The sequence below is a fragment of the Arthrobacter globiformis NBRC 12137 genome, assembly GCF_000238915.1.
GTDB lineage: Bacteria > Actinomycetota > Actinomycetes > Actinomycetales > Micrococcaceae > Arthrobacter > Arthrobacter globiformis.
The window spans coordinates 152,437-178,929 of record NZ_BAEG01000008.1; the positions used below are offsets into that span (position 1 = coordinate 152,437).

General features: G+C 65.3%; 22 protein-coding genes. 16 read left to right on the plus strand and 6 right to left on the minus strand.

Features of this window, described 5'->3' with window-relative positions:
* Positions 1–25 precede the first annotated feature (25 nt).
* Both acs and ARGLB_RS00980 read left to right on the plus strand, forming a co-directional pair.
* Positions 26–2,023, plus strand: coding sequence for an acetate--CoA ligase (acs, locus tag ARGLB_RS00975; RefSeq protein WP_003797842.1), 1,998 nt, complete (start codon positions 26–28; stop codon positions 2,021–2,023).
* A 171-nt stretch (positions 2,024–2,194) separates the two neighbouring features.
* On the plus strand, positions 2,195–2,977 hold the full coding sequence (locus tag ARGLB_RS00980; RefSeq protein WP_003797844.1) for a DeoR/GlpR family DNA-binding transcription regulator: 783 nt from the start codon (positions 2,195–2,197) through the stop codon (positions 2,975–2,977).
* Between the two features lie 31 nt (positions 2,978–3,008).
* On the opposite strand, the gene ARGLB_RS00985 is transcribed toward ARGLB_RS00980, so the two are convergent.
* Together ARGLB_RS00985 and ARGLB_RS00990 are read right to left on the minus strand one after the other, a co-directional pair.
* Positions 3,009–4,028, minus strand: coding sequence for a LacI family DNA-binding transcriptional regulator (locus ARGLB_RS00985; protein ID WP_043417574.1), 1,020 nt, complete (start codon positions 4,026–4,028; stop codon positions 3,009–3,011).
* Between the two features lie 14 nt (positions 4,029–4,042).
* Positions 4,043–5,257, minus strand: a complete 1,215-nt coding sequence (locus ARGLB_RS00990) for a Gfo/Idh/MocA family protein (RefSeq protein ID WP_003797849.1) — start codon at positions 5,255–5,257, stop codon at positions 4,043–4,045.
* A 215-nt stretch (positions 5,258–5,472) separates the two neighbouring features.
* Here ARGLB_RS00990 and ARGLB_RS00995 point away from each other — a divergent pair, with 215 nt between their 5' ends.
* From ARGLB_RS00995 to ARGLB_RS01045, 11 genes are all read left to right on the plus strand, one after another.
* Positions 5,473–6,423 (plus strand): carbohydrate ABC transporter permease, encoded by a 951-nt coding sequence (locus ARGLB_RS00995; RefSeq protein WP_043417618.1) that lies wholly within the window; start codon positions 5,473–5,475, stop codon positions 6,421–6,423.
* Between the two features lie 12 nt (positions 6,424–6,435).
* Positions 6,436–7,341, plus strand: a complete 906-nt coding sequence (locus ARGLB_RS01000) for a carbohydrate ABC transporter permease (RefSeq protein WP_003797853.1) — start codon at positions 6,436–6,438, stop codon at positions 7,339–7,341.
* Positions 7,342–7,405: 64 nt separating this feature from the next.
* Positions 7,406–8,752, plus strand: a complete 1,347-nt coding sequence (locus tag ARGLB_RS01005) for an ABC transporter substrate-binding protein (protein ID WP_003797854.1) — start codon at positions 7,406–7,408, stop codon at positions 8,750–8,752.
* Between the two features lie 133 nt (positions 8,753–8,885).
* Entirely contained in the window at positions 8,886–11,087 is a 2,202-nt protein-coding gene (locus ARGLB_RS01010; RefSeq protein ID WP_003797856.1) for an alpha-galactosidase, read from the plus strand.
* 98 nt (positions 11,088–11,185) lie between these two features.
* Complete coding sequence (galE, locus tag ARGLB_RS01015; RefSeq protein WP_003797858.1) at positions 11,186–12,199, plus strand: UDP-glucose 4-epimerase GalE; 1,014 nt, start codon at positions 11,186–11,188, stop codon at positions 12,197–12,199.
* Positions 12,200–12,330: 131 nt separating this feature from the next.
* A complete protein-coding gene (locus ARGLB_RS01020; protein ID WP_003797859.1) occupies positions 12,331–14,502 on the plus strand; it encodes an alpha-galactosidase in 2,172 nt (723 codons plus the stop codon).
* Positions 14,503–14,504: 2 nt separating this feature from the next.
* Positions 14,505–15,788, plus strand: a complete 1,284-nt coding sequence (locus ARGLB_RS01025) for an ABC transporter substrate-binding protein (protein WP_003797861.1) — start codon at positions 14,505–14,507, stop codon at positions 15,786–15,788.
* Positions 15,785–16,648 (plus strand): carbohydrate ABC transporter permease, encoded by an 864-nt coding sequence (locus tag ARGLB_RS01030; protein WP_003797862.1) that lies wholly within the window; start codon positions 15,785–15,787, stop codon positions 16,646–16,648. The genes ARGLB_RS01025 and ARGLB_RS01030 overlap by 4 nt, the downstream gene beginning before the upstream one ends.
* Positions 16,648–17,541: a carbohydrate ABC transporter permease gene (locus ARGLB_RS01035; protein ID WP_003797863.1), complete on the plus strand. Its 894-nt coding sequence runs from the start codon at positions 16,648–16,650 to the stop codon at positions 17,539–17,541. The genes ARGLB_RS01030 and ARGLB_RS01035 overlap by 1 nt, the downstream gene beginning before the upstream one ends.
* 75 nt (positions 17,542–17,616) lie before the next feature.
* Complete coding sequence (gene aroQ, locus ARGLB_RS01040; RefSeq protein ID WP_003797865.1) at positions 17,617–18,093, plus strand: type II 3-dehydroquinate dehydratase; 477 nt, start codon at positions 17,617–17,619, stop codon at positions 18,091–18,093.
* Positions 18,094–18,095: 2 nt separating this feature from the next.
* Positions 18,096–19,121: a DUF2332 domain-containing protein gene (locus ARGLB_RS01045; protein ID WP_003797867.1), complete on the plus strand. Its 1,026-nt coding sequence runs from the start codon at positions 18,096–18,098 to the stop codon at positions 19,119–19,121.
* Between the two features lie 69 nt (positions 19,122–19,190).
* Here the strand turns inward: ARGLB_RS01045 and ARGLB_RS01050 are convergent, their stop codons facing one another.
* Complete coding sequence (locus ARGLB_RS01050; RefSeq protein WP_003797869.1) at positions 19,191–20,375, minus strand: MarP family serine protease; 1,185 nt, start codon at positions 20,373–20,375, stop codon at positions 19,191–19,193.
* A 191-nt stretch (positions 20,376–20,566) separates the two neighbouring features.
* Between ARGLB_RS01050 and ARGLB_RS01055 the strand changes: the two genes are divergently transcribed.
* Entirely contained in the window at positions 20,567–21,244 is a 678-nt protein-coding gene (locus ARGLB_RS01055) for a Crp/Fnr family transcriptional regulator (RefSeq protein WP_003797871.1), read from the plus strand.
* Positions 21,245–21,474: 230 nt separating this feature from the next.
* On the opposite strand, the gene ARGLB_RS01060 is transcribed toward ARGLB_RS01055, so the two are convergent.
* Genes ARGLB_RS01060 through sp36 form a run of 3 tightly spaced genes read right to left on the minus strand, consistent with a single transcriptional unit; the run spans position 21,475 to position 23,093 of the window.
* Entirely contained in the window at positions 21,475–22,386 is a 912-nt protein-coding gene (locus ARGLB_RS01060; RefSeq protein WP_003797874.1) for an NUDIX hydrolase, read from the minus strand.
* Between the two features lie 16 nt (positions 22,387–22,402).
* The gene (locus ARGLB_RS01065) at positions 22,403–22,936 is read right to left on the minus strand and encodes a RidA family protein (protein ID WP_003797875.1); all 534 of its coding nucleotides are present in this window, start codon (positions 22,934–22,936) and stop codon (positions 22,403–22,405) included.
* 1 nt (position 22,937) lies between these two features.
* On the minus strand, positions 22,938–23,093 hold the full coding sequence (gene sp36, locus ARGLB_RS22980) for a Sp36 family protein (protein WP_003797879.1): 156 nt from the start codon (positions 23,091–23,093) through the stop codon (positions 22,938–22,940).
* Positions 23,094–23,130: 37 nt separating this feature from the next.
* Here sp36 and ARGLB_RS01070 point away from each other — a divergent pair, with 37 nt between their 5' ends.
* Positions 23,131–25,479 (plus strand): transglycosylase domain-containing protein, encoded by a 2,349-nt coding sequence (locus tag ARGLB_RS01070; protein ID WP_003797881.1) that lies wholly within the window; start codon positions 23,131–23,133, stop codon positions 25,477–25,479.
* Positions 25,480–25,481: 2 nt separating this feature from the next.
* Positions 25,482–26,429: a metallophosphoesterase gene (locus tag ARGLB_RS01075; protein ID WP_003797883.1), complete on the plus strand. Its 948-nt coding sequence runs from the start codon at positions 25,482–25,484 to the stop codon at positions 26,427–26,429.
* Positions 26,430–26,493 lie beyond the last annotated feature (64 nt).

The following is a 26,493-nucleotide window of genomic DNA, read 5'->3' on the forward strand; positions in this document are numbered from 1 at the left end:
AGATCGATGAATGATGAGGTTCACCATGTCCCAGGACACCCCCGGCTCGACGGCCACCGCTGCCACCCCCAGCCAGCAGGGCGATGCTCTTGAAAACCTGCTGCATGAGAACCGCAAGTTTGCCCCTTCCGAGGACTTCGCCGCCAACGCCGTGGTGGGCGCCGAGGTCTATGCCGAGGCGGCAGCTGACCGGCCGGCGTTCTGGGCCAAGCAGGCCCGCGAACTGCTGACCTGGAACAGGGACTTCACCGAGGCCCTGGACTGGTCCAACCCGCCGTTCGCCAAGTGGTTCGTCGGCGGCGAGGTCAACGCCGCGTACAACGCCCTGGACCGGCACGTGGAGAACGGCCTGGGCGACCGGGTGGCGATCTACTTCGAGGGTGAGCCGGGAGATTCCCGCTCCTATACCTACGCCGAGCTCACCGACGAGGTGAAGAGGGCCGCGAACGCGTTCGAGTCCCTCGGCGTGGCCAAGGGTGACCGGGTGGCCGTGTACCTGCCGATGATCCCCGAGGCCGTGATCACGCTGCTGGCCTGCGCCCGGATCGGGGCCGTGCATTCGGTGGTGTTCGGCGGGTTCTCAGCGGACGCGCTGCGTTCCCGGATCGAGGACGCCGAAGCCAAGCTCGTGGTCACCGCGGACGGCACCTACCGGCGCGGCAAGCCCAGCGCCCTGAAACCCGCCGTGGATGCCGCCCTCGAACAGGACGGCCACACCGTGCAGAACGTCGTGGTGGTCAAGCGCAACGGCCAGGACATCGACTGGCACGAGGGCCGCGACCACTGGTGGGAGGACACCGTCGGGGCTGCGTCAGCCGAGCACACCGCCGTCGGGCATGACTCCGAGCACCCACTGTTCATCCTCTACACCTCCGGCACCACCGGAAAGCCCAAGGGCATCCTGCACACCACCGGCGGCTACCTCACCCAGACCGCCTACACCCACAAGGCGGTCTTCGACCTGCACCCGGAAACGGACGTGTACTGGTGCACGGCCGACGTCGGATGGGTCACCGGGCACTCATACGTCGCCTACGCCCCGCTCATCAACGGCGCCACCCAGGTCATGTACGAGGGCACCCCGGACTCCCCGCACCAGGGCCGCTGGTGGGAGATCGTGGAAAAGTACAAGGTTTCCATCCTCTACACCGCCCCCACCGCGATCCGCACGTTCATGAAGTGGGGCCGGGACATCCCGGACAAGTACGACCTCTCCTCCATCCGGGTCTTGGGCTCGGTGGGCGAACCAATCAACCCCGAGGCCTGGATGTGGTACCGCGACGTCATCGGCGGGAACAAGGCCCCGATCGTGGACACCTGGTGGCAGACCGAGACCGGTGCGCAGATGATCGCCCCGCTGCCCGGCGTGACCGCCACCAAGCCCGGCTCCGCCCAGGTGCCGCTGCCCGGGATCGCCGTGGACGTCGTGGACGAGAACGGCGCTTCGGTCCCTGACGGGCACGGCGGCTTCCTGGTGATCCGCGAACCGTGGCCGGCCATGCTCCGCGGGATCTGGGGCGACCCGGAACGGTTCAAGGACACCTACTGGTCCCGCTTCGAAACCATGTACTTCGCCGGCGACGGCGCCAAGAAGGACGAGGACGGCGACATCTGGCTCCTCGGGCGGGTGGATGACGTCATGAACGTCTCCGGACACCGGCTCTCCACCACCGAAATCGAATCCGCCCTGGTCAGCCACCCCGCCGTGGCCGAGGCCGCCGTCGTCGGCGCCACCGACGAAACCACCGGCCAGGCCGTCGTCGCGTTCGTGATCCTGCGCGGCGACGCCGTGGACTCCGGCGACGAGATCGTCCAGGACCTCCGCAACCACGTCGGCAAGGAAATCGGCCCGATCGCCAAACCCAAGACCATCCTCGTGGTGCCCGAACTGCCCAAGACCCGGTCCGGCAAGATCATGCGCCGCCTCCTCAAGGACGTCGCCGAAGGACGCGACGTCGGCGACGCCACCACCCTCGCCGACAACACCGTCATGCAGCAGATCGCCGCGTCACTGAAGAAGTAGGCACAACACCGCCAAGGCAGGGCCCGCCCGGGACACCGGGCGGGCCCTGCGTTATGCCCTGGAAGTCCCGCCTCCGGCCGGCAAATGTTATTTTTCGATCCTTCATGTTCTCTTTTGCGAGGAATAGGCAATGATGGGCAGTACGAGGTTTCATCCACTGAAAGGATCCCGATGCTTCCCGCGGCCCGTCACCAGTCCATAGTGGACGCCGTCCGGCGCGAACGGGTGGTCCGCGTGTCGGACCTCGCGCAGCAGCTGGGAGTGTCCCTGATGACGGTGCGCCGCGACATCGAGATGCTGGAGGAAAGCGGCCAGGTGGAGCGGATCCACGGCGGCGCCAAACTGCCCGGGGACGCCAGCACACACGAGCCCGGATTCGAACAGAAGTCCACCCAGCTGACCGCGCAGAAACGCGCCATAGCATTGGAGGCCGCCACTCTGGTCCACGAGGGCATGGCGGTTGCCCTGAGCGCGGGCACCACCACCTGGGCGCTGGCCAAGGAACTCGCGAACGGCCCCCGGATCACCGCGGTGACCAACTCAGTGAAGATCGCCGACCTCTTCCATCATGCCTCGGCATCGGGGTCCGGGCGCCACGCCTCAACGGTGATCCTCATCGGCGGGGAGCGCACGCCGTCGGACGCCCTGGTGGGCCCCATCGCGACCGCGGCGCTCCGCCAACTGCACCTGGACCTGCTGTTCCTGGGCGTGCACGGCATGGATGCGGACGCCGGCTACACCACGCCCAACCTCCTGGAGGCCGAAACCAACCGGGCGTTCATCGCCGCCTCCCGCAAGGTGGTGGTCCTGGCGGACCATACCAAGTGGGGCACCCAGGGAATCAGCACCATCGCCAAACTTGAAGAAGCCGACGAAGTGATCTGCGATTCCGGCCTGTCCCCGGACGCCCAGCGGATCCTCCGCGACCGGGTGGGCCGGCTGCGGCTCGTCTAAAACTCCGGACGGTTTACTACATGGCGCGGCATCACGGGCACCCGCAGGACTGCCTGACCAGGAGTTTCGTCGGGAAGACGCGGTGCTGAGCGGGCTCGCCGCGGTCCGCCCCGACGAGCGCCCGGACGGCTGCTTCCGCCATGTCCCGCACGGGCTGCTCCACGGTGGTCAGCGTCGGCCAGGAGTATTCCGCGTCCTCCGAACCGTCGAACGAGACCAGCGCTATGTCTTCCGGGACGGACAAGCCGGCCTCGTGGAGCGCGCGGAGGATGCCGATGGCCTGCATGTCGGAGCTGGCGAAGATGGCAGTGGGCCGGTGCCCGGACGCCAGGAACCGCTTCCCTGCGGCGTAGCCGCCAACCCGGGTGAAGGCGCTGCGGGCAATAGGGCCTTCCGGCAACCCGGCGTCCCTGAGCGCCTGCACCCAGCCCTCTTCGCGGGCGTCCGCTTCGTTGCCGGTGGTGGTACCCATGGCCAGGCCGATGTTGGTGTGGCCATGACCGATCAAATGCTCGACGGCGGTGCGCGCACCTTTCGCCAGGTCCACACCCACCGTGGTGACCCCGGCTGAGCTGCCGCTGTGGCTCAGGAGCACGGACGGGATCTCCGCTGCCTCCAGGTCATCCAGCTCCGGTTCGAACAGGACGCTGGCCAGCACCACGCCGTCCACCTGCCGGGCGGCCAGGTTCCGGATATTCCGGCGCTCCTTGGCCAGGTTGCCGTCCGAGTTCGTCAGTACCAGGGCGTACCCGAGTGCGCCCGCCGCGTCCTCCACGGCATGGGCCAGCATTGAGAAGAACGGGTTGCTGTTGTCCGGAATGACCAAACCGATCGTTTCGCTGGACCCCAGCTTCAGGGCCCGCGCAGCCGCGTTGGGGCGGTAGCCCAGCTGCCGGATGGCTTCCTGGACCTTCGCTTCGGTGGCGGGCGCCACCTTCTTCGGCCCGCCGTTCACCACATAGCTGACGACGGCGGTGCTCACCCCGGCGTACCGGGCCACATCCTTGCGGGTCACCTGGGTCCGCGGGGCGGGCGCTGCCGGAATGGTCATAGTGTCCATGCTAGCTACAGCGTGTCCCTAAGCTTCGCCGGAGCATCGCCAAAGTCGCGGATGGGGAGGCGTTCGCCGTTCCGCCGGGCGGATTCATGGGCCACAATGCCGGGCAGGGTGAACCGCGCGGCCGTCCATGCGTTGACCGGCGGCAGCGACCCCGTGTTCACGGCCGTGACAAAGTCGTCCACGAGGAACTGGTGGCTGCCTTCGTGGCCGTTGGGCGCCCCGCGGAACTCCTCGGGCAGCCTGCCGCTGTCATGCACCGGCGCCAGACCGGACACGAAGGCGTCCCGAAGTTCCGGCGCCACATTGGCGAGCGACGGATCGTCCAGCGGCACACTGGGCCGTGACTCCATCTGCTCGGAGATGTCGTGGACGTTGGTCTTGTCCTGCCACACCGTGACCTTGGCCAGCTGCTCAAAGCTGGCCTCGGTGCCGAAGAACCGGAACCGGGACTCACGGATATGCGAGGGGTAGCCCACCCGGCGCATCTCGTTGGTCCGCATGGCACCGCCGTCGTTCAGCTCGAAGAGGGCCGAGGCGTTGGAGAAGTCGTTCCCGAACATGCTGATGTCCTTGTCGAACACGCCGTCCCCGCGGCTGTCCTTCACACCGACGCAGCTGACGCTCACGGCGTGCGCCGGCAGGGCACCGAGGACGCCGCCAATCGCGTGCGTCGGGTACAGCATGGGCGGGTAGCTGGCCGTTTCCTTCCAGTGCTCCCCGCCGCTGTACCGGTAGGCGTCGTAAAAGCCCAGGTCCATGTCATGGACGTAATCGCCTTCCGCGTAGAACACCCTGCCGAACCGGCCGGCCGCGTGCTGCTCGCGGGCATAGACCGTGGCCGGGTTGTAGTAACTGGTTTCGCCCATCATGTAGACGTTGCCGGTTTCACGGACGGCGTCGATGATCTTCGCGATCTCGTCCTCGGTGACGGCCATGGGCACCGCCGAGTAGACGTGCTTTCCGGCCCGGAGCGCCCGTTCCACCAGCGGTCCGTGGGTCCACCGCTGCGTGAAGATGGCGACGGCATCGACGTCGGATGCCAGCAGCTCGTCAAAGGTGCCCCTGGAACCAGCAAGGCCATATTGCGCGACCGCCCCGGCCGCACGGTCCGCAAGCTCGTCCACGGCGAAGACCTCGCTGACTCCGGGGTGGAGGTTGAAGAGGTACGCGAACTGGCCGCCAAACTGTCCCAAGCCGACTACTCCGATTGAAAACGCCATTGTTCCTGCCTTCCTAGGCCCAGGCGGCACCGATATCCGGACCGCATACGTGTTTGAGCCACAGTCTTTCAGCCCAATCTACTCGAGTCAACGCCTGCAACGTTGGAGAAGCTATGGGCCTGATTTGTCCGGAAATAATCCTTGCGGTCCAATATCTACTCGTGTAGATTCGTTCTCGATTGTTAGTTCCATCACACACCCAGGAAGGGTCGATGATGACCACCCTTACCAACAACCCCCCAACCAGGAGTGACCCACGGCGGCCGGCACGGTCCGGCGGGCTCCGCCGCGGCGCCGCCCGCCTGGGCGACCTCAGGATCGCGCTGCTGTTCATCGTCCCGGCGCTGATCGGCTTCATTGCGTTTTGCCTGGTCCCCACCATCCGTGGCGTCTACCTGAGCTTCACCGAGTACAGCGTGCTGGGCGAACCGGAGTGGATCGGCGTCAAGAACTACACCGCGATTTTTGCCGACGAGCTCTTCTGGAACGCGATGGCCGTGACCGTGCAGTACGTCGGCATCAACATCGGCCTGCAGACCCTCATCGCCCTCGGCCTGGCGCTGTTAATGCACCGGGTGGCCAAGTCCACGCTCATCCGCGGCGCGCTGCTGCTCCCGTTCCTGGTGGCCAACGTGATCGTCGCCCTGCTCTGGTTCTGGATGCTCGACTATCAACTGGGCATCGTCAACGAAGTCATCAGCTGGCTGGGGCTCCCCCGCATCGCCTTCTTCGGCAGTGAGCAGTGGGCCATCCCCACGATTGCTTTCGTCAACGTGTGGCGCCACATGGGCTACACAGCACTGCTCATCTTCGCCGGGCTGCAGGCCATCCCCAACCATGTATATGAAGTGGCTTCCCTGGACGGCGCCTCGCCCGCCAGGACGTTCTGGTCCATCACCATGCCGCTGCTGCGCCCCGTCCTGGCGCTGGTCCTGGTAGTCACCGTCATCGGATCCTTTCAGGTCTTCGACACGGTAGCGGTCACCACCGGCGGTGGGCCCGTCAATGCCTCACGCGTCATCCAGATGTACATCTACCAAAAAGCCTTCGGCGAATCCGACTTCGGGTACGCCTCAGCCCTGTCCGTCATCCTCTTCGTGATCCTCGCCCTGGTGGCCTTCATCCAGATGAAGTTCCTCAAGGGCAACGAATCGGATCTGGACTAAGGAAACCCCGCCATGACCACTCAGACAATCACCCGCGTCCGCAAATCCATGAACTGGCGACTCATCGGCGCCTGGGCCCTCGTCGCCGTTGCGCTGGCCGTCACCATCCTCCCGTTCCTCTGGATGCTCCGCACGGCACTCTCCAGCAACCATTCGCTCGCCTCCAATTCCACGAACCTCCTCCCTGCTGACTTCTCCTGGGGCGCTTTCAAGCGCGTCTTCGGAATGCAGTCTGCAGAAGAGGCCATCGCCGAGGGCGGCTCCGGTGCCAACATCGACTTCTGGCTATACCTGCGCAACTCGATTCTCTTCTCCACCGTGACAACAGCAGGCCAGGTCTTTTTCAGCGCACTCGCCGCCTACGCCTTCGCCCGGCTCCGCTGGCCCGGACGGGACAAGGTCTTCGCCCTGTTCCTGGCCACCATGATGATTCCGCCGATCTTCACCGCGCTGCCCAACTTCCTGCTCATCAAGAACCTGGGACTGCTGAACACCTTCGCCGGACTAACGCTGCCCTTCGTGTTCATGTCCGCGTTCGGCATCTTCTTCCTCCGCCAGTTCTTCATGAGCATGTCCCGGGAAGTCGAAGAGGCCGCCATGCTCGACGGTGCCAAGCACCTGCGCATCTTCTTCCAGATCGTGCTGCCGAACGCCGCCGCACCGATGGCCACCCTGGCCCTGCTCACGTTCATCGGCCAGTGGAACGAATACTTCTGGCCACTGCTGGTGGGCCAGGAAGAAAACGTCCGCGTCCTCACCGTGGGCCTGAGCGTCTTCAAGTCCCAGTCTCCGCAGGGTGCCCCGGACTGGTCAGGACTTATGGCCGCCACCATCGTCGCAGCTGTGCCCGTCCTCATCCTGTTCATCGCCTTCGGCAAGAAGGTGGTCAACTCCATCGGCTTCTCCGGCATCAAATAACCGCTAACCCTCATCACACCCACTCCACTCCGGGCTACCCCATGCCCCCTTCGAAAGGTTCATCATGAAGAAAACCCTCGGCGCCGTCGCTGCCGCCGCAGCTATCGCCATGTCCCTCACCGCCTGCGGCGGCGGGTCCCCCTCCACCACCTCCGGCGAGGCGAAGGGCGACATCAACTACTGGCTGTGGGATGCCAACCAGCTCCCGGCCTATAAGCAGTGCGCTGCTGACTTCACCAAGGCCAACCCTGACATCAAGGTCAAGATCACCCAGCGCGGCTGGGGCGACTACTGGACCACCCTGACCAACGGCTTCGTTGCCGGTAACGCGCCGGACGTCTTCACCAACCACCTCTCCAAGTACCCCGAATACGCCTCAAAGAAGCAGCTGCTCAGCTTGGATGAAGCGGTTGAGAAGGACGGGGTCAAGCTGGACGTCTACAACGAGGGCCTCGCTGACCTGTGGGTGGGCCAGGACGGCAAGCGCTACGGCCTGCCCAAGGACTGGGACACCGTCGCCATGTTCTACAACAAGAAGCTCGTCAAGGATGCCGGGTACACCGAGGAACAGTTGACGAATCTCGACTGGAACCCGCAGGACGGCGGTACTTACGAGAAGGCCATTGCGCACCTCACCGTGGACAAGAACGGCAAGCGCGGCGACGAGCCGGGCTTCGACAAGAACAACGTTGCCGTCTACGGACTGGGCCTGGAAAATTCCGGCAACGGCCAGGGGCAGACCCAGTGGAGCTTCCTTACCGGGACCACCGGCTGGACGCACACGGACAAGAATCCGTGGGGCACCAAGTTCAACTACGACGATCCCAAGTTCCAGGAAACTATCAAGTGGTGGGCGGGCCTGGCAGAAAAGGGTTACATGCCCAAGCTTGAGACCACCGTGGGCGCGAGCGTGTCGGACGCCTTCGGCGCCGGGAAGGCCGCCATCAACACCAACGGCTCCTGGATGATCGGCCAGTACACCAGCTACAAGGGCATCGAGACCGATATCGCTCCCACCCCCAAGGGACCCGACGGCAAGCGCGCCAGCATGTTCAACGGTCTGGCGGACTCCATCTGGGCCGGCACGAAGAACCCGGCGGCTGCCGCCAAGTGGGTCGAGTACCTGGCCTCCAGTGACTGCCAGGACGTCGTGGCCTCCAAGGCCGTTGTCTTCCCTGCCATCAAGAGCTCCTCGGAGAAGGCAGCCGCGGCCTTCAAGGCCAAGGGCATCGACGTCAGCGCGTTCACCACGCACGTCAAGGACGGCACCACCTTCCTCTTCCCCATCACCGAGAACGCGGCGAAGGTGGACGGCCTCATGGCGCCAGCCATGGACGCTGTGCTCTCCGGCAAGAAGGACGCCAGCACCCTGGGCGAGGCCAACGAGAAGGTGAACTCGCTCTTCAAGTAGGAAGTCAACTGGGCGAAAACCAAAGTCCAGGCATCCACACAGCACCACGCCTGCGGGGCCGGAACCGCGCACACCGCGCCCGGCCCCGCAACACCCCTTATACCTGTCTGCTCATTATGAAAGAGAACTACCTATGGATCCCCTGCACCTCCGTTCCGCCGGCACCAGCCTGGTGATCAGCTTCAACAGCGGGGAGGCCGAGGTCATCCACTGGGGTGCCGATCTTGGCAGTGACCTCCCTGACCTGTCCATCCTCACCGAGGCCATTCCCAACTCGGCCATCGACGCCACCGTCCCGGCGGGACTGCTTCCCCAGGCGTCCTCCAGCTGGCGGGGTCGTCCGGCCCTCCGCGGCCACCGGATTGCCGACGGCGTCTCCGGCCTGGACTTCTCCGTTCGCCTACGTGCCGTGCACGCCGCAACCAACGGCAACTCCGCCGCCGTCGTCCAGCAGGACACCGACGCCGGCATCACCGTGGAATCCACGCTCGCCCTCCACGACGGCGGCCTGCTGGAACTGCGCCACACCGTCACGAACACCGGAACCACGCCTTTCCAGCTCGACGAACTGGCCGCCGTCCTCCCGGTGGCCCCGGACGCCGTCGAACTTCTGGACCTGACCGGGCGCTGGTGCCGGGAACGGCACCCCCAGCGCCGGCCCATTCATCAGGGCACCTGGGTGCGCACAGGGCGGCATGGCCGCACCGGCCACGATTCCTCGCTGCTCTTCGCCGCCGGCACCGCCGGCTTCGGCAACCGCCACGGAAAGGTCTGGGCCACCCACCTGGCCTGGAGCGGCAACCATGAACAGTTCGCCGACACCATCGGCGACGGCCGCACCATGATCGGCGGTACGGAGCTGCTGGGACCTGCCGAAGTGATCCTCCAACCGGATGGAAGCTACACCACACCGGCGCTCTTCGCTGCCTACTCCGACCGCGGCCTGGACGGGATCAGCGAGGCGTTCTACAGCTGGTTCCGTTCCCGCCCGCACCATGTGCTTCCGGCAGCGGGCGGCGGAAAGGCCCGCCCCGTGGTGCTCAACACCTGGGAGGCCGTCTACTTCGACCACAACCTGGACACCCTGATTGAGCTTGCGGACTCGGCCGCCGACCTCGGCGTGGAGCGCTTCGTCCTGGACGACGGCTGGTTCCGCGGCCGCCGCGACGACACCGCCGGCCTGGGCGACTGGTTCGTGGACGAGACGCTCTGGCCGGAAGGACTGACACCGCTCATCGACGCCGTCACGTCCCGGGGCATGGAGTTCGGCCTGTGGGTGGAACCCGAGATGATCAACCTCAACTCGGACACGGCACGCGCGCACCCCGACTGGATCGTGGGACCGGCCGCCGCCTCCCACAAGGATGGCGGCCGCCTGCCGCTCGCATGGCGGAACCAGCACATCATCGACCTGGTGAACCCGGAGGCATGGCAGTACATCTTTGACCGGATCGACACCCTCCTGCGCGAAAACGACATCAGCTACCTGAAGTGGGACCAGAACCGGGACCTCACCGAGCACGGGCACGCCGGACGCGCCTCCGTCCACGAGCAGACACTGGCCGCCTATCGCCTGTTCGACGAACTGCGCAAGGCCCATCCCGGCGTCGAGATTGAGAGCTGCTCCTCCGGCGGGGCGCGCGTGGACTTGGGCATCCTGGAGCGCACAGACCGTATCTGGGGTTCGGACTGCAATGATGCCCTGGAACGGCAGACCATCCAGCGGTGGACCGGCGTCGTGGTTCCGCCCGAACTGGTGGGCGGGCACATCGGCCCCACCACGTCGCACACCACCGCGCGCACCCACGACCTGTCCTTCCGTGCCATCACGGCGCTGTTCGGCCACTTCGGGATGGAGTGGGATGTGCGGGAGGTCCAGGGTGAGCAGCGCGAGGAACTCAAGCGATTCATCGCGCTCTACAAGGAGCACCGCGGCCTGATCCACAGCGGCCGGATGGTCCGCGCCGACGTTCCCGACGATTCGCTGATGCTGCACGGTGTTGTGGCGGGCACTGCTGGTTCCGTTGCGGGTGCTGCCTTGGAACCCGGCTCGACGGCTGCGCTGTTCGCCCTGGTGAGCACGCGCACCTCGTTCGCCGAGCAGCTGGGACGGGTCGCCCTGCCCGGGCTCGAGGCGGCACGCCGCTACCGGGTAGAGGCCATCTTCCCGGACCCGGTGGACGCCGACTATGGCCACACCTTCACCCAGATCCGGCCGCCGGCGTGGCTGGCTTCCGGGGCGGAGGCCAGCGGCCGCTTCCTGGCCGAGGTGGGACTCCCGATGCCCAGCCTCAACCCGGAGCACGCACTGGTGCTGAAGGTCACAGCCCTCTAGCAGTCGACACAAACAAATCCGAGACTGCCCCGCCGTTCCCCGGCTCTCAGGAGTGAACGGGACGTCGGGGCAGTCTTCGCCCAGGCAGAGGAAAGCACATGAGAATACTGGTCACAGGCGGCACCGGGTACATCGGCTCGCACACTGTTCTAGCCCTGCAGGAAGCCGGCCATGACGTGGTGGTGATCGACAGCCTGGTGAACTCCAGTGTGGAATCGCTGCGCCGCGTTGCCGAACTCACAGGCCAGAAAGCCGTCTTCCACGCTGTAGACCTGTTGGACGAGGCCGCCGTCGACGCGGTGTTTGCCCGTCACGCAATCGACGCCGTCATCCACTTCGCCGGTCTGAAGGCTGTGGGTGAGTCGGTCCGGGAACCGCTGAAGTATTACCACAACAACCTCGTGGGCACCCTCATCCTCCTTCGGGTGATGGACCGCCACGACGTCCGCTCGCTCGTCTTCAGCTCGTCGGCCACCGTTTACGGGGAACACAGCCCCGTCCCGTATGTCGAAAAAATGGAAATCGGCGCCAACAACCCGTACGGCAGGACCAAGGAACAGATTGAGGACATCCTCACGGACCTCGGCGGCTCCGATCACAGCTGGCACATCGCGCTGCTGCGGTACTTCAACCCTGTGGGCGCCCACCAGTCCGGCCGGATCGGCGAGGACCCCCTGGGCATTCCCAACAACCTGGTGCCGTTCATCGCCCAGGTCGCCGTGGGGCGCCGGGACAAGCTGATGGTTTTCGGCGGCGACTACAACACGCCGGACGGTACCTGTTTACGCGATTACATCCATGTGGTGGACCTGGCCGAAGGCCATTCGGCAGCCCTAAATCACGTGGCCGGCCGCACCGGGGTGTTCCGGTGGAACCTCGGCTCAGGCAAAGGCTCCTCGGTGCTGGAGGTTCTGCGGTCCTTCGAGGCGGCCGTCGGCCGGCCGATTCCCCACGAAATCACGGCGCGCCGCGCGGGTGACCTTCCCGCCTTCTGGGCTGACGCTTCCGCCGCCCTCGCCGACCTCAGCTGGTCCACCACAAAGACCTTGGACCAGATGTGCGAGGACCACTGGCGCTGGCAGAAGAATAACCCGAACGGCTATGCCGGATAGGACAGAGACCCTCATGGCCCCTGGCGGCCACACGGCGGGGCCTCGGAACCGCGTGCGGGCCAGTCTCTGCCGGCAGCCGTTCCTGCCGAATATCAAGAAGCCGAAAAGGACGCCCGACCGTAAAATAAGACATGTCTCCCCACCTTTTCCAGCTCCAAGCAGGCGGAACCGCCGTCGTCGTCGATGCTTCCCTTGCCGGAATGCCTGCCATCCTTCACTGGGGCACGGAACTGGGCCTGCTCGGCCAGGACGAACTGGGCGCGCTAAGCACTGCCGCTAAACCACAGCGGGTCTCCGGCGGAATCGATCGCCCGGCCCGGCTCACGCTTCTCCCGCAGGAAGCCCAGGGCTGGCAGCTGGCCCCCGGAATCTCCGGCCACCGCTCCGGCACAGCGTTCTCGCCCGACTTCCAGGTGACAGACATCTCCGGCACAGGCACCAGCCTCACCGTTACGGCTGAGGATCCCCATACCTCTCTGCACCTGACCAGCCGCCTCGAAGTGACAGGCTCCGGACTTTTCAAACAGCAACACATGGTGACCAACACCGGAGACAGCGCTTACGACCTCACTTCCCTCCAACTGTTTTTCCCGCTGCCCGCCGACGCTACCGAAGTGCTGGACACCACAGGCCGGCACCTTAAGGAACGCTCGCCGCAACGGCGCGATCTCACGGTCGGCACGCACGTGCGGGAAAGCCGGCGCGGGCGCCCTGGTGCCGACGCATCCCTGCTCATGGCGGCTGGCCGCAGAGGCTTCGGCTTCCGCTCGGGCAGGGTCCACGCCGTGCACCTGGCCTGGAGCGGAAATCACCGCCTCAGCGCCGAGCGAAGCATCAATGCACAGAACTTCCTCACAGCTTCCGAACTCCTGCTGCCGGGTGAGGTTCGCCTGCAGCCAGGTGACAGCTACAGCACCCCCTGGGCGATCGGCTCCTGGGGAAACGGGCTGGATGAACTGGCCGGGCGCTTCCACGAGCACCTTCGCGCACGCCCCCACCACCCGCGGGCCCCGCGTCCTGTCACCATGAACAGCTGGGAAGCCGTGTACTTCGACCACGACCTTCCCCGGCTGAAAGCGATCGCCAGCGCCGCGGCTGCGGCGGGAGTCGAACGCTTCGTCCTCGACGACGGTTGGTTCCTCGGGCGCCGCGACGACACCGCCGGCCTTGGCGACTGGATAGTGGACAAATCCGTCTGGCCCGATGGCCTCGGCCCGATCATTGACCACGTCCGAGGCCTCGGGATGGAGTTCGGGCTCTGGTTCGAGCCGGAAATGGTCAATCCGGACAGCGAACTGGCCCGGAGTCACCCCGAATGGATGCTGCAGGTGAATGGCCGGATGCCGGTCCCGGCTCGCCAACAGCAGGTCCTTAACCTGGCCCTTCCCGCCGCCTGGGAGTACATTTTCAATGCCGTGCACAGCATTCTGGATGAATACCCGATCAGCTACATCAAGTGGGATCACAACCGCGACCTGCTTGACCCGGGTAGCGCGGCCTCAGGCCAGGCCGCGGTGCACGCAAACACGAAAGCCGTTTACCGGCTCATGGAAGCCCTCAAGGAACACCATCCCGGCCTGGAAATCGAGTCCTGCGCGTCCGGCGGGGCACGCGTGGACCTTGCTGTGCTGGACCGGACCGACAGGATCTGGACGAGCGACTGCATTGATCCGCTGGAACGGCTGGACAACCAGGCCTATACCGGACTTCTGGTCCCCTACGAGCTGATGGGAGCCCACGTCGGCGGGCCTAGCTCCCATTCCACCCGGCGCAGCCACAGTCTCGACTTCCGCGCGGCGACCGCCCTCTTCGGCCATTACGGCATCGAATGGGACATTTCAGACCTCCCTCAGGCGGAACTGGGGGCGCTGCGCGGCTGGGTGGATTTCCACAAGGCCAACCGGTCCCTCTTCCACACCGGCAGCAGCGTGCATTCCGACCATCCGGACACCTCCATGGACGTCCGCGGCGTGGTGGCCAAAGACCGGCAGCGGGCCATCTTCATCTACACGCAACGCACTGCCAGCACCACCTACCCGCCAGGCCCATTCACGCTGCCGGGCCTCGATCCGGACAGCGTCTACTCAGTTGCCCTGGCCGCCCCGCTGACCGACGCGGCAAGCCCGGGGCAATCGGCCCTTGAATGGGCCCAGAAACCGGTGCTCCTCAGCGGCCGCATACTCGAGACCGTTGGGCTGCAGGCACCCGTGCTCTTCCCGGAAACGGCCATCGTGATCATGGCCGAATCCATGGGCGGTCCGTCAGCGCCGCTCCCCCCAGCATCCGTCAGCCTCAAGGAATAGTCATGTTCCACCTCAAGCAGGTTCGGGCAAAGGCCCTCAGCGCCGCACTTGCCGCCGCGCTGCTGACCAGCTGTGCCGCCCCACCGGCAGAGGATGAAGTCACGCTGAGCTTCTTCCAGTTCAAGCCGGAGGCCGTGAAGGAATTTGCCGGTCTTATCGACGAGTTCGAAGCCGCGAACCCCGGCATTAGGGTGCTACAGAACAACGTTCCGGACCCGGACACCGCCATCCGGACACTTCTTGTCAAAAACAAGACACCGGATGTGCTGACCCTGAACGGAAACGCCAGCTTCGGCCTCCTAGCGAGGGCCTGCGTGTTCGCCGACCTGAGCCAGGAACCCGCAGCAAGAGATGTTCTTCCCGCTGTGCAGGACATCCTCAACGCCAACGGGCGGTGCAGCGGCTCGGAGATCAACGGGCTTCCCATGGCGAACAATGCCAGCGGCGTCCTGTACAACCCGGAGCTCTTCGCAAAGTACGGTGTCTCCGTTCCACGAACCTGGGACGAGCTGATTGCGGCGGCCGAGACCTTCAAGGCCAATGGGGTTGCACCGTTTTACATGACCCTCAAGGACGCGTGGACCACGTCCCCGGCCCTGGTGAATCTCGCTGCACAGCTGCAGCCGGAAGGCTTCTTTGACCGGCTGACCGCGGCCGGTGCGGACCGGAACAACAGCCCGGTATCGTTCAGCAAGAATTACCAGGAAGTAGCCGACAAGTTGCTCCAGCTCTTTCACTACGCCCAGCCGGGCGCTGCCGGCGTCGACTACGCGACCGGAAATAAGGCCTTTGCTGACGGCAAGTCCGCGATGTACCTCAATGGCAGCTTCGCGGTACCGGCCATCAGAGCCGCTAACCCTGACGCCAGAATCGCCTCATTTCCCTACCCGGTCACGAACAATCCCGGCAATGTCACGGTGGTGTCCGGCGTCGACGTGGTACTCGCTATGGGGCGTGACACTCCCCACCGGGCTGAAGCGCAAAAATTCATCAACTTCCTCATGTCCAAGGACGTGATCGACAAGTACGCCAAAAACCAGAGCGCCTTCGCCCCCATCAGGTCAGCTGCACCGCAACAGGACACGGCCCTGCGGGGCCTGGCCTCCTACTTCACCTCCGGCAAGGTCGATGGCTACATGGACCACCGGCTGCCGCCCAGCATCCCGCTGGTCAACATCACACAGCAGTTCGTCCTGGACGGCGACAAGTCCCGCTACCTGAACACCCTGGACAACGAATGGTTTAAGGTCGCAGCCCGCATGCCCAACCGAGGTGACCAGCAATGACGCATTCCACCAAAGCCTTCTACTGGATGGCCGTTCCCGCGCTGCTGCTCTTCGTTGTCCTGCACACCATTCCGGTGGTCACGGGCATGTTCTTCAGCCTCACGGATTACGCCGGCTACGGAAAATGGAACTTCGTTGGTCTTCAGAACTACGTCAGCCTTTTCAAGGACGACCGGGTTCTGGCCTCCTACGGTTTCACTTTCCTTTTCGCCATCACGGCGACGGTGATCGTCAACGTGTTGGCGCTCGGAATCGCCATGCTGCTCAACGCGAGGATCAAATTCCGCACCGCGTTCCGCGGCATCTTCTTCATCCCGAACGTACTGGCCGTCCTCATCATCGGCTATGTCTTCAACTTCATCTTTTCCAACTCGCTTCCGCTGCTGGGCCAATCGCTGGGGCTCGACTGGCTCTCGACCTCGATCCTGGCCAACAAAGACCTCGCCTGGCTCGGCATCGTGGCCGTATCGGCATGGCAGTCCATCGCGTTCAGCGTCATCCTGTACCTCGCCGGGCTGCAGACCATACCCGCGGAGCTGTACGAGGCGGCTGGCCTGGACGGGGCCAGCTACTGGCGGCAGTTCAGTTCCATCACCTTTCCGATGATCGGCGCGTTCTTTACCATCAACATGGTGCTGGCGCTTAAGGGCTTCCTGCAGGCCTTCGACCAGATTGTCGCCCTGACCAACGGCGGTCCCGGCACTTCCACCGAGTCCGTCGCCATGGTGATCTTCCGCGGCGGCTTCCAGGGCGGGGAATTCGGCTACCAGATGGCCAACTCCGTTGTTTATCTGCTGGTGATCGTGGCGGTGTCCGTGATCCAGCTCCGGACACTCCAGCGCAAAGAGGCGGACTTCTAGTGACCACCACAACCGAGACGGCGTCATCAGCCCGGAGCGTAACGCCGGCCCGCGGCCTGCGGCGGCGCGGCCGGCTGAGCGACCGCGTGAACTGGCCGCTCACAGCCCTGGCGGCGGTCCTGGCACTGACCGTGCTCATCCCGCTTTACCTCACGGTCATCACCGCCCTCAAGACACCGGACCAGCTTGGCGGTTCCGGGTTCGAATGGCCGAGCCGGGTCCGGCTGGAAAACTTTTCCGACGCCTGGAACCTGACCAACTTCCCCCGAGCCCTGCTGAACTCCGCCATCGTCACGGTGGGGGCGGTGGTTCTCACCATCCTGTCCAATTCCCTGGTGGCCTACGCCATCGCACGGAACCTGCACAAGCGCTTCTTCAAATTCCTCTACTATTTCTTCGTCGCTGCGCTCTTCGTGCCGTTTCCGATCATCATGCTGCCGGCCACCAAGGAGACCGCTTTGTTGGGGCTGGACAACCCGGTGGGACTGTTCCTGCTCTACACGGTCTACGGGCTCAGTTTCAACGTCTTCGTCTACACCGCTTTCATCCGCTCCATCCCGCGTGAACTGGAGGAAGCGGCAACCATGGATGGCGCCTCCACCTGGGGCATATTCCGCCGCATCATCTTCCCGTTGCTCACTCCGATGAATGCAACCGTGGGCATCCTGACGTGCCTCTGGGCCTGGAACGACTTCCTGCTGCCTCTCGTCATCCTTTCGGACCCCGCGACGCGCACACTGCCCCTTGCGCAGTATGTGTTCCAGAGCCAGTTCAACACCAACTACACGGTGGCTTTTGCCTCGTACCTGATGGCCCTGGCGCCCCTGCTGCTGGTCTACCTGTTCGCGCAGCGCTGGGTGATCTCTGGCGTCATGCGCGGCTCCATCAAGTGAGTCAGCGCTCTGGCGTTCCGTAACGAAAGCCCAGCCCGCGCAAGACCGGCAAGCCGACGCGATAGATTTGCAGTCATGACTGAAGCCCCCTCCGCCACCGAAGCCGGCCGCGGCACCATCCTTGTCCTGAACGGCCCCAACCTGAACCTCCTCGGCACCCGCGAGCCGGAAAAGTACGGAACTGCCACACTGGCCGACGTCGAGCAGCTCGCCAGGGACGCCGCCGACGCCCGCGGGCTCGACGTCGAGTGCTTCCAGTCGAACCATGAGGGCGCCCTGGTGGACGCCATCCACGCCGCCAGGGGCAAGGCCATCGGCATCGTGCTGAACGCCGGGGCGTACACCCACACCTCGGTGGCCATCCGCGACGCCATCTCCGCGGTTCAGGTCCCCGCGGTGGAAGTCCACATCACCAACGTGCACGCCCGCGAAGAATTCCGCCACCACTCCTACCTCTCCGACATCAGCAAGGCCGTGATCGCCGGTGCCGGGATTCTGGGCTACCGCTTCGCCGTGGAGTACCTCGCCGACCTGAATGCCGGCAAGGCCTGACCATGCCGGCGGCGGCCCTCGGCACCGCAGAGTGGTACCGGCACTTCGGCACGGTTGATGCCCCCGGTTCCTCACCCTGCTACGCCGACTGGTCGCTGCACATCGCCGACGATCCCGAGCTCATTGCCCGGATCGACCAGTGGCCGTACAACAAGCGCCAGCCCCTGCTCATGCTCGCCGCCACCCGCTTCCTCGGCGCCAATGTCTCCCCGTACCCCGAGTTCCGGAGATTCCTGGACGAGCACTGGGCCGAGGTCTCGCGCACCGTCATGTCCCGCGCCACGCAGACCAACGAGGTGGGCCGCTGCGCCACCCTGCTGCCCTCGCTCCGGGCCATCGCCGCCGCCGAGGGCAGGCCCCTTGCCCTGATCGAGGTGGGGGCCTCCGCTGGGCTCGCCCTGTTTCCGGACCGCTACAGCTACGAGTTCGACGACGGCGTGACCGTTACGCGGCTGGGTCCCGGCGGGTCCGGCGGGCTGCCGGAGCCCCCGGTCCTGCCCTGCCGGACAGCGGGCCCGGTTCCCCTGCCCGACGCCTTGCCTGAGGTGGTGTGGCGGGCCGGGATCGACCTGAACCCGCTGGACGTGCGGAATCCCGACGACGTCGCCTGGCTTGAGGCGCTGATCTGGCCGGAGCAGGAATTCCGGCGTGAGCGGCTGCGCCGGGCCATAGCCATTGCGCGCGAACAACCGCCCTTGCTCGTGGCCGGCGACCTGAACGAGCAACTGCTGTCATTGGCCGGCCAAGTGCCTGCCGATGCCGCACTGGTGGTGTTCCACAGCGCCGTCATGGGTTACCTCAGCGCTGACGGGCGCGCCAGGTTCCGGGCCACCATGCAGGGCCTGGCACATGACCGTGGTTGCCACTGGCTGTCCAACGAGGGCGAGACAGTGATCATCCAGGAGGACGGCTCGGCGGTTCTCCCGGACATGGAGCCCAGCCGGATCGGGGGAAACTTCCTGCTGCAGCACAACAGCCGGCCCGTCGCCATCACCGGCCCGCACGGCCAGAGCCTGGACTGGCTGTAACCCGCTGAACCCGCTGCCGGGATGCCAATAGCGGGTGCCTACTGCTGGATGCACTGCTGCTGGATGCCCCTACTGCTGGATGCACTGTCCGGACGACACGGGGCTGGACAGGCTCGGCGCCTCTGCCGCCACCGGCCGAAGGTCGATCATCGGGATCGCGAAGCCCATGGCCGCGTCGGTGGTTGTCTTCGCGAAGATAACGCCTGCCACCGCCCCGTTGGTGGTGAGCAACGGGCCGCCGGAGTTGCCGGGCTGGACGTCGCCGGCAAGCTTGTACACCTCGTCGGGAACGGGGTTGTTTCCGTAGATGTCCGGCACCAGCACCGTGGAAATGCCCTGCACAGTGGCCGGCTTGGACGTGTACGGGCCGCCGTGCGGGTAGCCGGCGAAGGCGGCAGCGGTTCCCGCAGGCAGGTCGGGGCTCAGTGGCAGTGCCGCGGTGGGCAGGCCGTCCACGGCCAGGACGGCGAGGTCGCGTTTGCTGTCGAAATACACCACCCTGCCGGGCATGGCTCCTCCGCCGGGGATTTCCACCACGGGTTGCGACACACCCGCCACGACGTGTGCGTTGGTCACCACGCGTCCGGGCGATACAGCAAAGCCTGTGCCTGTCTGGTTCTGCCCGCACTGGAACGCGGTCCCTGCGATCTTCAGCACCGAACCGGCTGCCCTGTTCAGCGCCGGAGTATCCGTGCTGGCGTTTGGAACCGGGACCTGCTGGTCCTGGCCTATGCCCTCGATGAGCGTGGGGATGCCGTCGCCGATGACCGCAGAGCGCAGCTGAGCCATGGCGGATTTGACCGGGTTGGGCGTCAGTCCGTCTATGAAACGGATCACCTTTGACTCGGCCAGCTGCTGCGAGACGAAGGGAACGCCAAGGGCGCTGATGCTGAAGGCCAGCAGGGACATGACCAGCGCGGACACGATCAGGTTCAGTGCCCCGCCGACGACTCTGTCCACAGCCCGGAGCGGCTGCATGCGGACGGCGCTGCGGATGCTGCGCCCAATCATGGTGCCGAGCGCATTGCCCAGGACCACCAGCAGGACGGCAGTTCCAATGATGGCGGTCAGGCGCCACCCGCTGTCCTCCACGAAGTCGCTGACCAGCGGAACGGAGAGGAAAGCGGCCACAGCGCCGGCCGCAAAGCCGGCAAGGCCGCCGACGGTCACCAGGAAGCCGTTGCGCAGGCCGTAGATCAGATAGGACAAAAGCGTGAGAATCAACGCAAGGTCCAGAACGGTCAGGCCAAACACCAGGTCTCCTCAAAGCAGCTAAGCCCCGATTCTACTGGCGAAGTCTGACAATTTGCCGTGGATGCGCGGAGCCCGCGCTGGTCTCGCGGCGTCTTTTAGGGCGTTTCAGCTGCCAAGTACGTCACAGAACGTTGAAAATTCTGAAACAATGGCACAAGCGCCCCAGACGACACTTTTACTCAGGAGAATTTATGGACATCGAGGTATTGCGCCGCGCACCCCTTTTCGCCACGCTGGACGACGACGCGTTCCGCCTGCTGACGGACGAACTGACCGAGGTCGATCTGTCCCGCGGTGCATCCGTTTTCCGCGAGGGCGACCAGGGTGACCAGCTCTACTTCATTGTCTCCGGCAAGGTGAAGCTCGGCCGCACCTCCCCCGACGGCCGCGAATCCCTCCTGGCCATCCTCGGCCCGGGTGAGCTCTTCGGCGAGATGGCCCTGTTCGACCCGAGCCCGCGCACCGCCACGGCCACCGCCGTCTCGGAGACCCGCCTGGCCGGCCTCAAGAACGAGAGCCTGAACTCCCTGCTCCGGACCCGTCCGGAGGTCTCGGCCCAGCTGCTGCAGGCACTGGCCCGCCGCCTCCGCCGCACCAATGACTCCCTCTCGGACCTGGTCTTCTCCGACGTGCCCGGCCGTGTGGCCAAGGCCCTCCTGGACCTCGCCGACCGCTTCGGCCGTCCGGCCACCGACGGCGTTCTCGTGGCACACGAGCTCACCCAGGAAGAGCTGGCCCAGCTCGTGGGCGCCTCCCGCGAAACCGTCAACAAGGCGCTGGCCGAGTTCGTCCAGCGCGGCTGGCTGCGCCTCGAGGCACGCGCCGTCGTGATTTTGGACATGCAGCGCCTCCGCCAGCGCTCCCGCTAGCTAAACGAGCAAAGGCCGCCCCGATCGGGGCGGCCTTTGCTGTTTAACTCACCATGGGCGGACGGGAAACCCCTCTGGTTGCGCCTGTGGAAACCAAGTGTTCGGACCCTAAAGCGACGGGACCTGAGGACGCGTCAGGAAAAAGGCGACGAAACCTGAGGACGCGTTGGTTCCTGAGGCTCGATCGGCGGAGGTGAGCTCGATCCGCGGGCGGAGCCAGAAGCGGAGGCTTAGCGTTCGCGCTGGGGCTCTCCGGCTACAGTTTTTGCCGCCTCGACTTCGAGCATGAGCGTCCCGTTCTCGTCGACCAGCCTGGGCTGGTAGACGTGGGGGGTGCGCTTGTAGCTGAGGTACGCGATGCAGCCGTTGGCCTTCGCCATCTTCTCCAGCATGATCTCGGTGCCGGGGACCATGAGCTGCCCGAGCGTGAGGCCAACGGTGTTCTCCTGGCCCACCTCGTCGCCCAGGACAGTAGCGTCGCGTTCGGCGATCGCCTTGGTGGCGCACACCCACCGCCCCCAGACGCCCTTGCTCTCCAGGATGGAGGGCTGCTGGTTCATGGGGACGGTGGCGGCGAAGTACCGCGTGTTGAAGCGCCGGTGCGCGAAGTCCGGGCTGAGCCAGTTCACGAGCGGCTTGAGCAGGTCCGTGCGCAGGGACAGGCCGCGCTTGGCCAGCTCCTCGGTGAACGACTTTTCCTGCGACGCCACGGCTTCCCGGGCCTTCATCCACTCGGCAGTGGACGTCGCCTCCACGGTGGAGGACAGGTCCGGGCCGGCCAGCAGCACGCCGGTTTCCTCGAACAGTTCACGGACGGCACCCACCACGTGGCGGCGGGCCAGGCCGACGTCGTCCGTTCCCATCTGCTCGGCCCAGTGCTGGGGCGAGGGCCCCAGCCAGCCGACGGCGTCGTCGTCGGACGCATCCAGGGAACCGCCCGGGAACGCGACGACACCCAGCGGGGATTCCCCCGGCCGGTAGCCGAGCCAGGTTTCCAGGCCGGTGGGCGAATCCCGGAGCAGCACCACGGAGGAAGCGAAACGGGGTTTGCGGGGAGTCCGCTCACCGTGTTCGAGCCAGCTTCGTGCCGCCCCTTCAAGATCGGGAGGAAGAACGAAGAGCCGGCGTGCTAGATGGGGCAAAGGAACCTACTGCTCCCTAGCTGAATTCGGCGATCAGTTCGACTTCCACCGGAGAGTCGAGCGGGAGGACGGAAACGCCGACGGCGGAACGGGCGTGCTGGCCCGCGTCACCGAAGACCCGGCCCAGGAGCTCGGACGCGCCGTTGATGACGCCGGGCTGGCCGGTGAAGGAAGTCTCGGAGGAGACGAAGCCCACAACCTTGACAATGCGCGTGATGCGGTCGAGGTCACCGATGACACTCTTGACGGCGGCCAAGGCGTTCACGGCACAGACGGCGGCGTATGCCTTCGCGTCTTCCGGCGACACAGTCGGCTCGTCCGAGGTCCCCTCGGTGCCGGCGGACACCTTGCCGGTAGCTTCGAGTTTGCCGTTAATAAACGGCAGCTGCCCGGACGTGTAAACGTGGTTGCCGGAGACGACGGCCGGCACGTAGGCGGCGACAGGCGCGGCAACTTCCGGGAGGGTCAGTCCCAGCTCGGCGAGACGCTGCTCGACGGCGGACGATGGCGTCAGATCAGCGCTGGATGCGGTTTCCTGGGGGGTGGTCATGCTACTGCTTCTCCCTCTTAAGGTAGGCGACAAGGCCGTTGCCGTCGGGTCCGGGGACTACCTGGACAAGCTCCCAGCCGTCGTCTCCCCACTGGTCCAGAATCTGCTTCGTGGCGTGGATGATGAGCGGAATCGTGGCGTACTCCCATTTGGTCATGAAATAAAGCCTAATCGTTGCCGGTAAACTGGAGAACATGGCGACTCGTAAGAACCCCATATTCGACACGGCCACCACCCTCGGCAAAATTTTTGGCTTCCTTGGCGTGAGCGCTATTTGTGGTGTCCTCGTGGCCGGTCTGCTGGTTCCTGCAGCCGCCGTTTCGGGCAGCACAGCCAGCGGCTCGATCGAATTCTTTGACACCCTGCCCGCTGAACTCCAGGTGGACCCGCCCAGCCAGTCCACCAAGGTCCTGGCCGCGGACGGGAGCGTGATCGCCAACCTGTACGCGGAGAACCGCACCCGCGTTCCGCTGGACCAGATCTCCCCGTTCATGAAGGACGCGGTGATCGCCATTGAAGACAGCCGGTTCTACGAGCACGGCGGTGTGGACACCACCGGCATCCTCCGCGCCCTGGTCGCCACGGCGCGCGGCAACAAGCAGGGCGCCTCCACCATCACGCAGCAGTACGTCAACAACGTCCTCAACGCCAACCTTGAAGCGGAAGGCAATTCCGACGAGATCAAGCTCAACGGTGTCAACAAGGGTGTCGGCGACAAGCTCCGCGAAATGAAGCTAGCGATCGCCCTGGAGAAAAAATTCACCAAGGAGCAGATCCTTGAGGGCTACCTGAACATCGTCTTCTTCAACCGTGATGCATACGGTATTGAGGCCGCCTCCAAGTTCTTCTTCAGCACCACCGCGAAGAACCTCACACTCCCCCAGGCTGCGCTGCTTGCCGGCCTCGTGAACAGCCCGTCGGCCTTTGACCCGATCACCAACCCGGACAACGCGAAGAAGCGCCGGGACCTGGTTTTGAGTGCGATGCTCACCCACGGCAAGATCACCAAGGCCCAGTACACCGCCGCAGTGGCAACCCCTGTGACGCCGAAGGTGACGCCGGCACGGCAGGGCTGTGCCTACTCGCCCACCGCCCCGTACTTCTGTGACTACGTCCTGCACCTCCTGCTGAACAACCCGGCCTACGGAGCGGACGCCACCGAACGCGAGAAGAAGGTATTCCGTGGCGGCCTGACCATCAAGACCACCCTGGACCCGAAGGCGCAGAAGACCGCGCAGGACCAGGTGAACGCCGCTGCGGGCGCAAATCCGGACAAGTGGGGCGCTGCCCTGGTGTCCGTTGAACCGGGCACCGGCAAGATCACCAACATGGCCCAGAACACCTCATGGTTTGCGGGCAAGGGCAAATTCGACTCCCAGATCAACTTCAGCGTTGACCAGTACGACGACCAGGGCAATGACCTGAACGGCCTCGGCGGTGCGCAGCCCGGCTCCACCATGAAGCCGTTCACGTTTGCCGAGTGGCTGAATGAGGGCAAGTCGATGAACACCATCGTCAATGCCGCCCAGCGACGGTACCCGCAGAATTTCCCGTGGCAGAACACCTGCCCCACCCCGACTGTGGGCTGGTATGACAGCACGAACGGCACCACGGACCTCCAGAACGCGGAGGAGGGCTACTACCGGCCCATGAGCGTGCTGGACGGCCTGAAGAACTCCATCAACACGGCAACGTTCGCCTCGGCGTCACAGGTTGACCTGTGCGGCATCCAGAAGGTGGTGGACGCCGTCGGACTGCACGGCGGGCTGCCGACCCGCGACAAGGACACCAACGCGATAGTCGATGCGAATCCGAGCATCACCATGACCACGCTGGGCAACCTTCTGGGCTCCACCCAGACAGCGCCGCTGACCATGGCCAGCGCCTTTGCCACGTTCGCGAACGACGGCAAGTACTGTGCCCCGATCGCGATCACCTCGGTGACCGACCAGACCGGCGCGCAGCTGCCGGCGCAGTCCCCTGCCTGCCGGGACGCCCTCAAGCCCGAGGTGGCGCGCGGCGTGAACTATGCGCTTCAGAAGGTGCTTAACGAGGGATCCGGTTCACTCATCCAGCCCAGGATTTCCACCGAGACCAACTTCCCGATCGCGGCCAAGACCGGTACGTCCAACAACAATGGCTCCACCTGGGTTGTCGGACACACCATGGGCCTGGCAACGGCTGCCTGGTTCGGTGACGCGCTCGGCGCCCAGGACCGGGCCGGCCAGAACGTGACGGTCAACGGCAAGTTCTACACGGGCATCGACGGCTACATGATCGCCGGCCCGATGTTCTCCAATTTCATGTCCCAGATCGCGCCCGGCTACGGCACGGACCCCTTCCCGGAACCGCCGTCGAACCTGCTTTACGGCACGCCGCAGTATGAGCCCACGGTTCCGAATAATCCCTCCACCGGTGGAAACAATGACACCGGCAATACCGGCGGGAACACGGGCGGCAACACCGGCGGCACCGGGGGCAACAGCGACAACGGGGACAACAGCAGCAATGGAAACGGCAACAGCACCAAGGGGAACGGCTGACCGTGGCTGACCTTTCACGCGTGGCAAGCCGCGTCCGTAGCATCGGGCGCGGCTTTGCCGTCACCGCCGGCGCCGGAACCGCGGCCGCCTTGGCCGCCACAGCCTACGGGTTGTGGGAAAAGAACCAGTTCGTCCTCCGCGAGGAGACCGTCCCGGTCCTTCCTGCGGGCCGGGCACCGTTCCGGATCCTGCACCTGAGCGACATCCACTTCGTTCCGGGCCAGAAGGCCAAGGCGGACTGGCTGCGGTCGCTGGCGGCGCTCAGGCCGGACCTTGTGGTGAACACTGGCGACAACCTCAGCCACCCCAAAGCCGTAGACCCCCTTCTCAACGCGCTGGCACCGCTCATGGAGTTCCCGGGCGTGTTCGTCCCGGGTTCCAATGACTACTACGCGCCCAAGCTGAAGAACCCCGCCGCCTACCTCATGGGCCCTTCGAAGGCCGCGCCAAACCGGCAGGAACTCGACTGGCCGCGCCTCAGGTCCGGCTTCGGCATGGGCGGCTGGATCGACCTCACCAACCGGCACCAGTCCATCGTCCTGAACGGCATGCGGTTCGATTTCTCAGGCGTGGATGATCCGCACCTCAACCGCGAACGGTATGCCGGCTGGCCGCGCGGCACCAGGGGCCAGAACGCCAAGGACCACCTGCGGGTCGCCGTCATCCACGCCCCGTACCAGCGGGTCCTGGACCACTTCACCGAGGACGGCGCGGACCTGCTCCTGGCTGGCCACACGCACGGCGGCCAGCTGTGCATCCCGGGGTACGGCGCAGTCGTCGCCAATTGCGACATCCCCACCTGGCGGGCCAAGGGCCTCAACGACTGGACCAGCAACGGAAGTACGACGCCGGTCAACGTCTCGGGCGGGATCGGCACCTCGCGCTTTGCGCCGGTCCGCATCGCCTGCAAGCCCGAGGCCGTCCTGCTGACCCTCACCCCGCGCGCCTGACCGCTCACCCCGTCTTCCGCCGGGCGAGTTGTTGGTCCTCCGGTGACTGATCACCTGTGAAGCG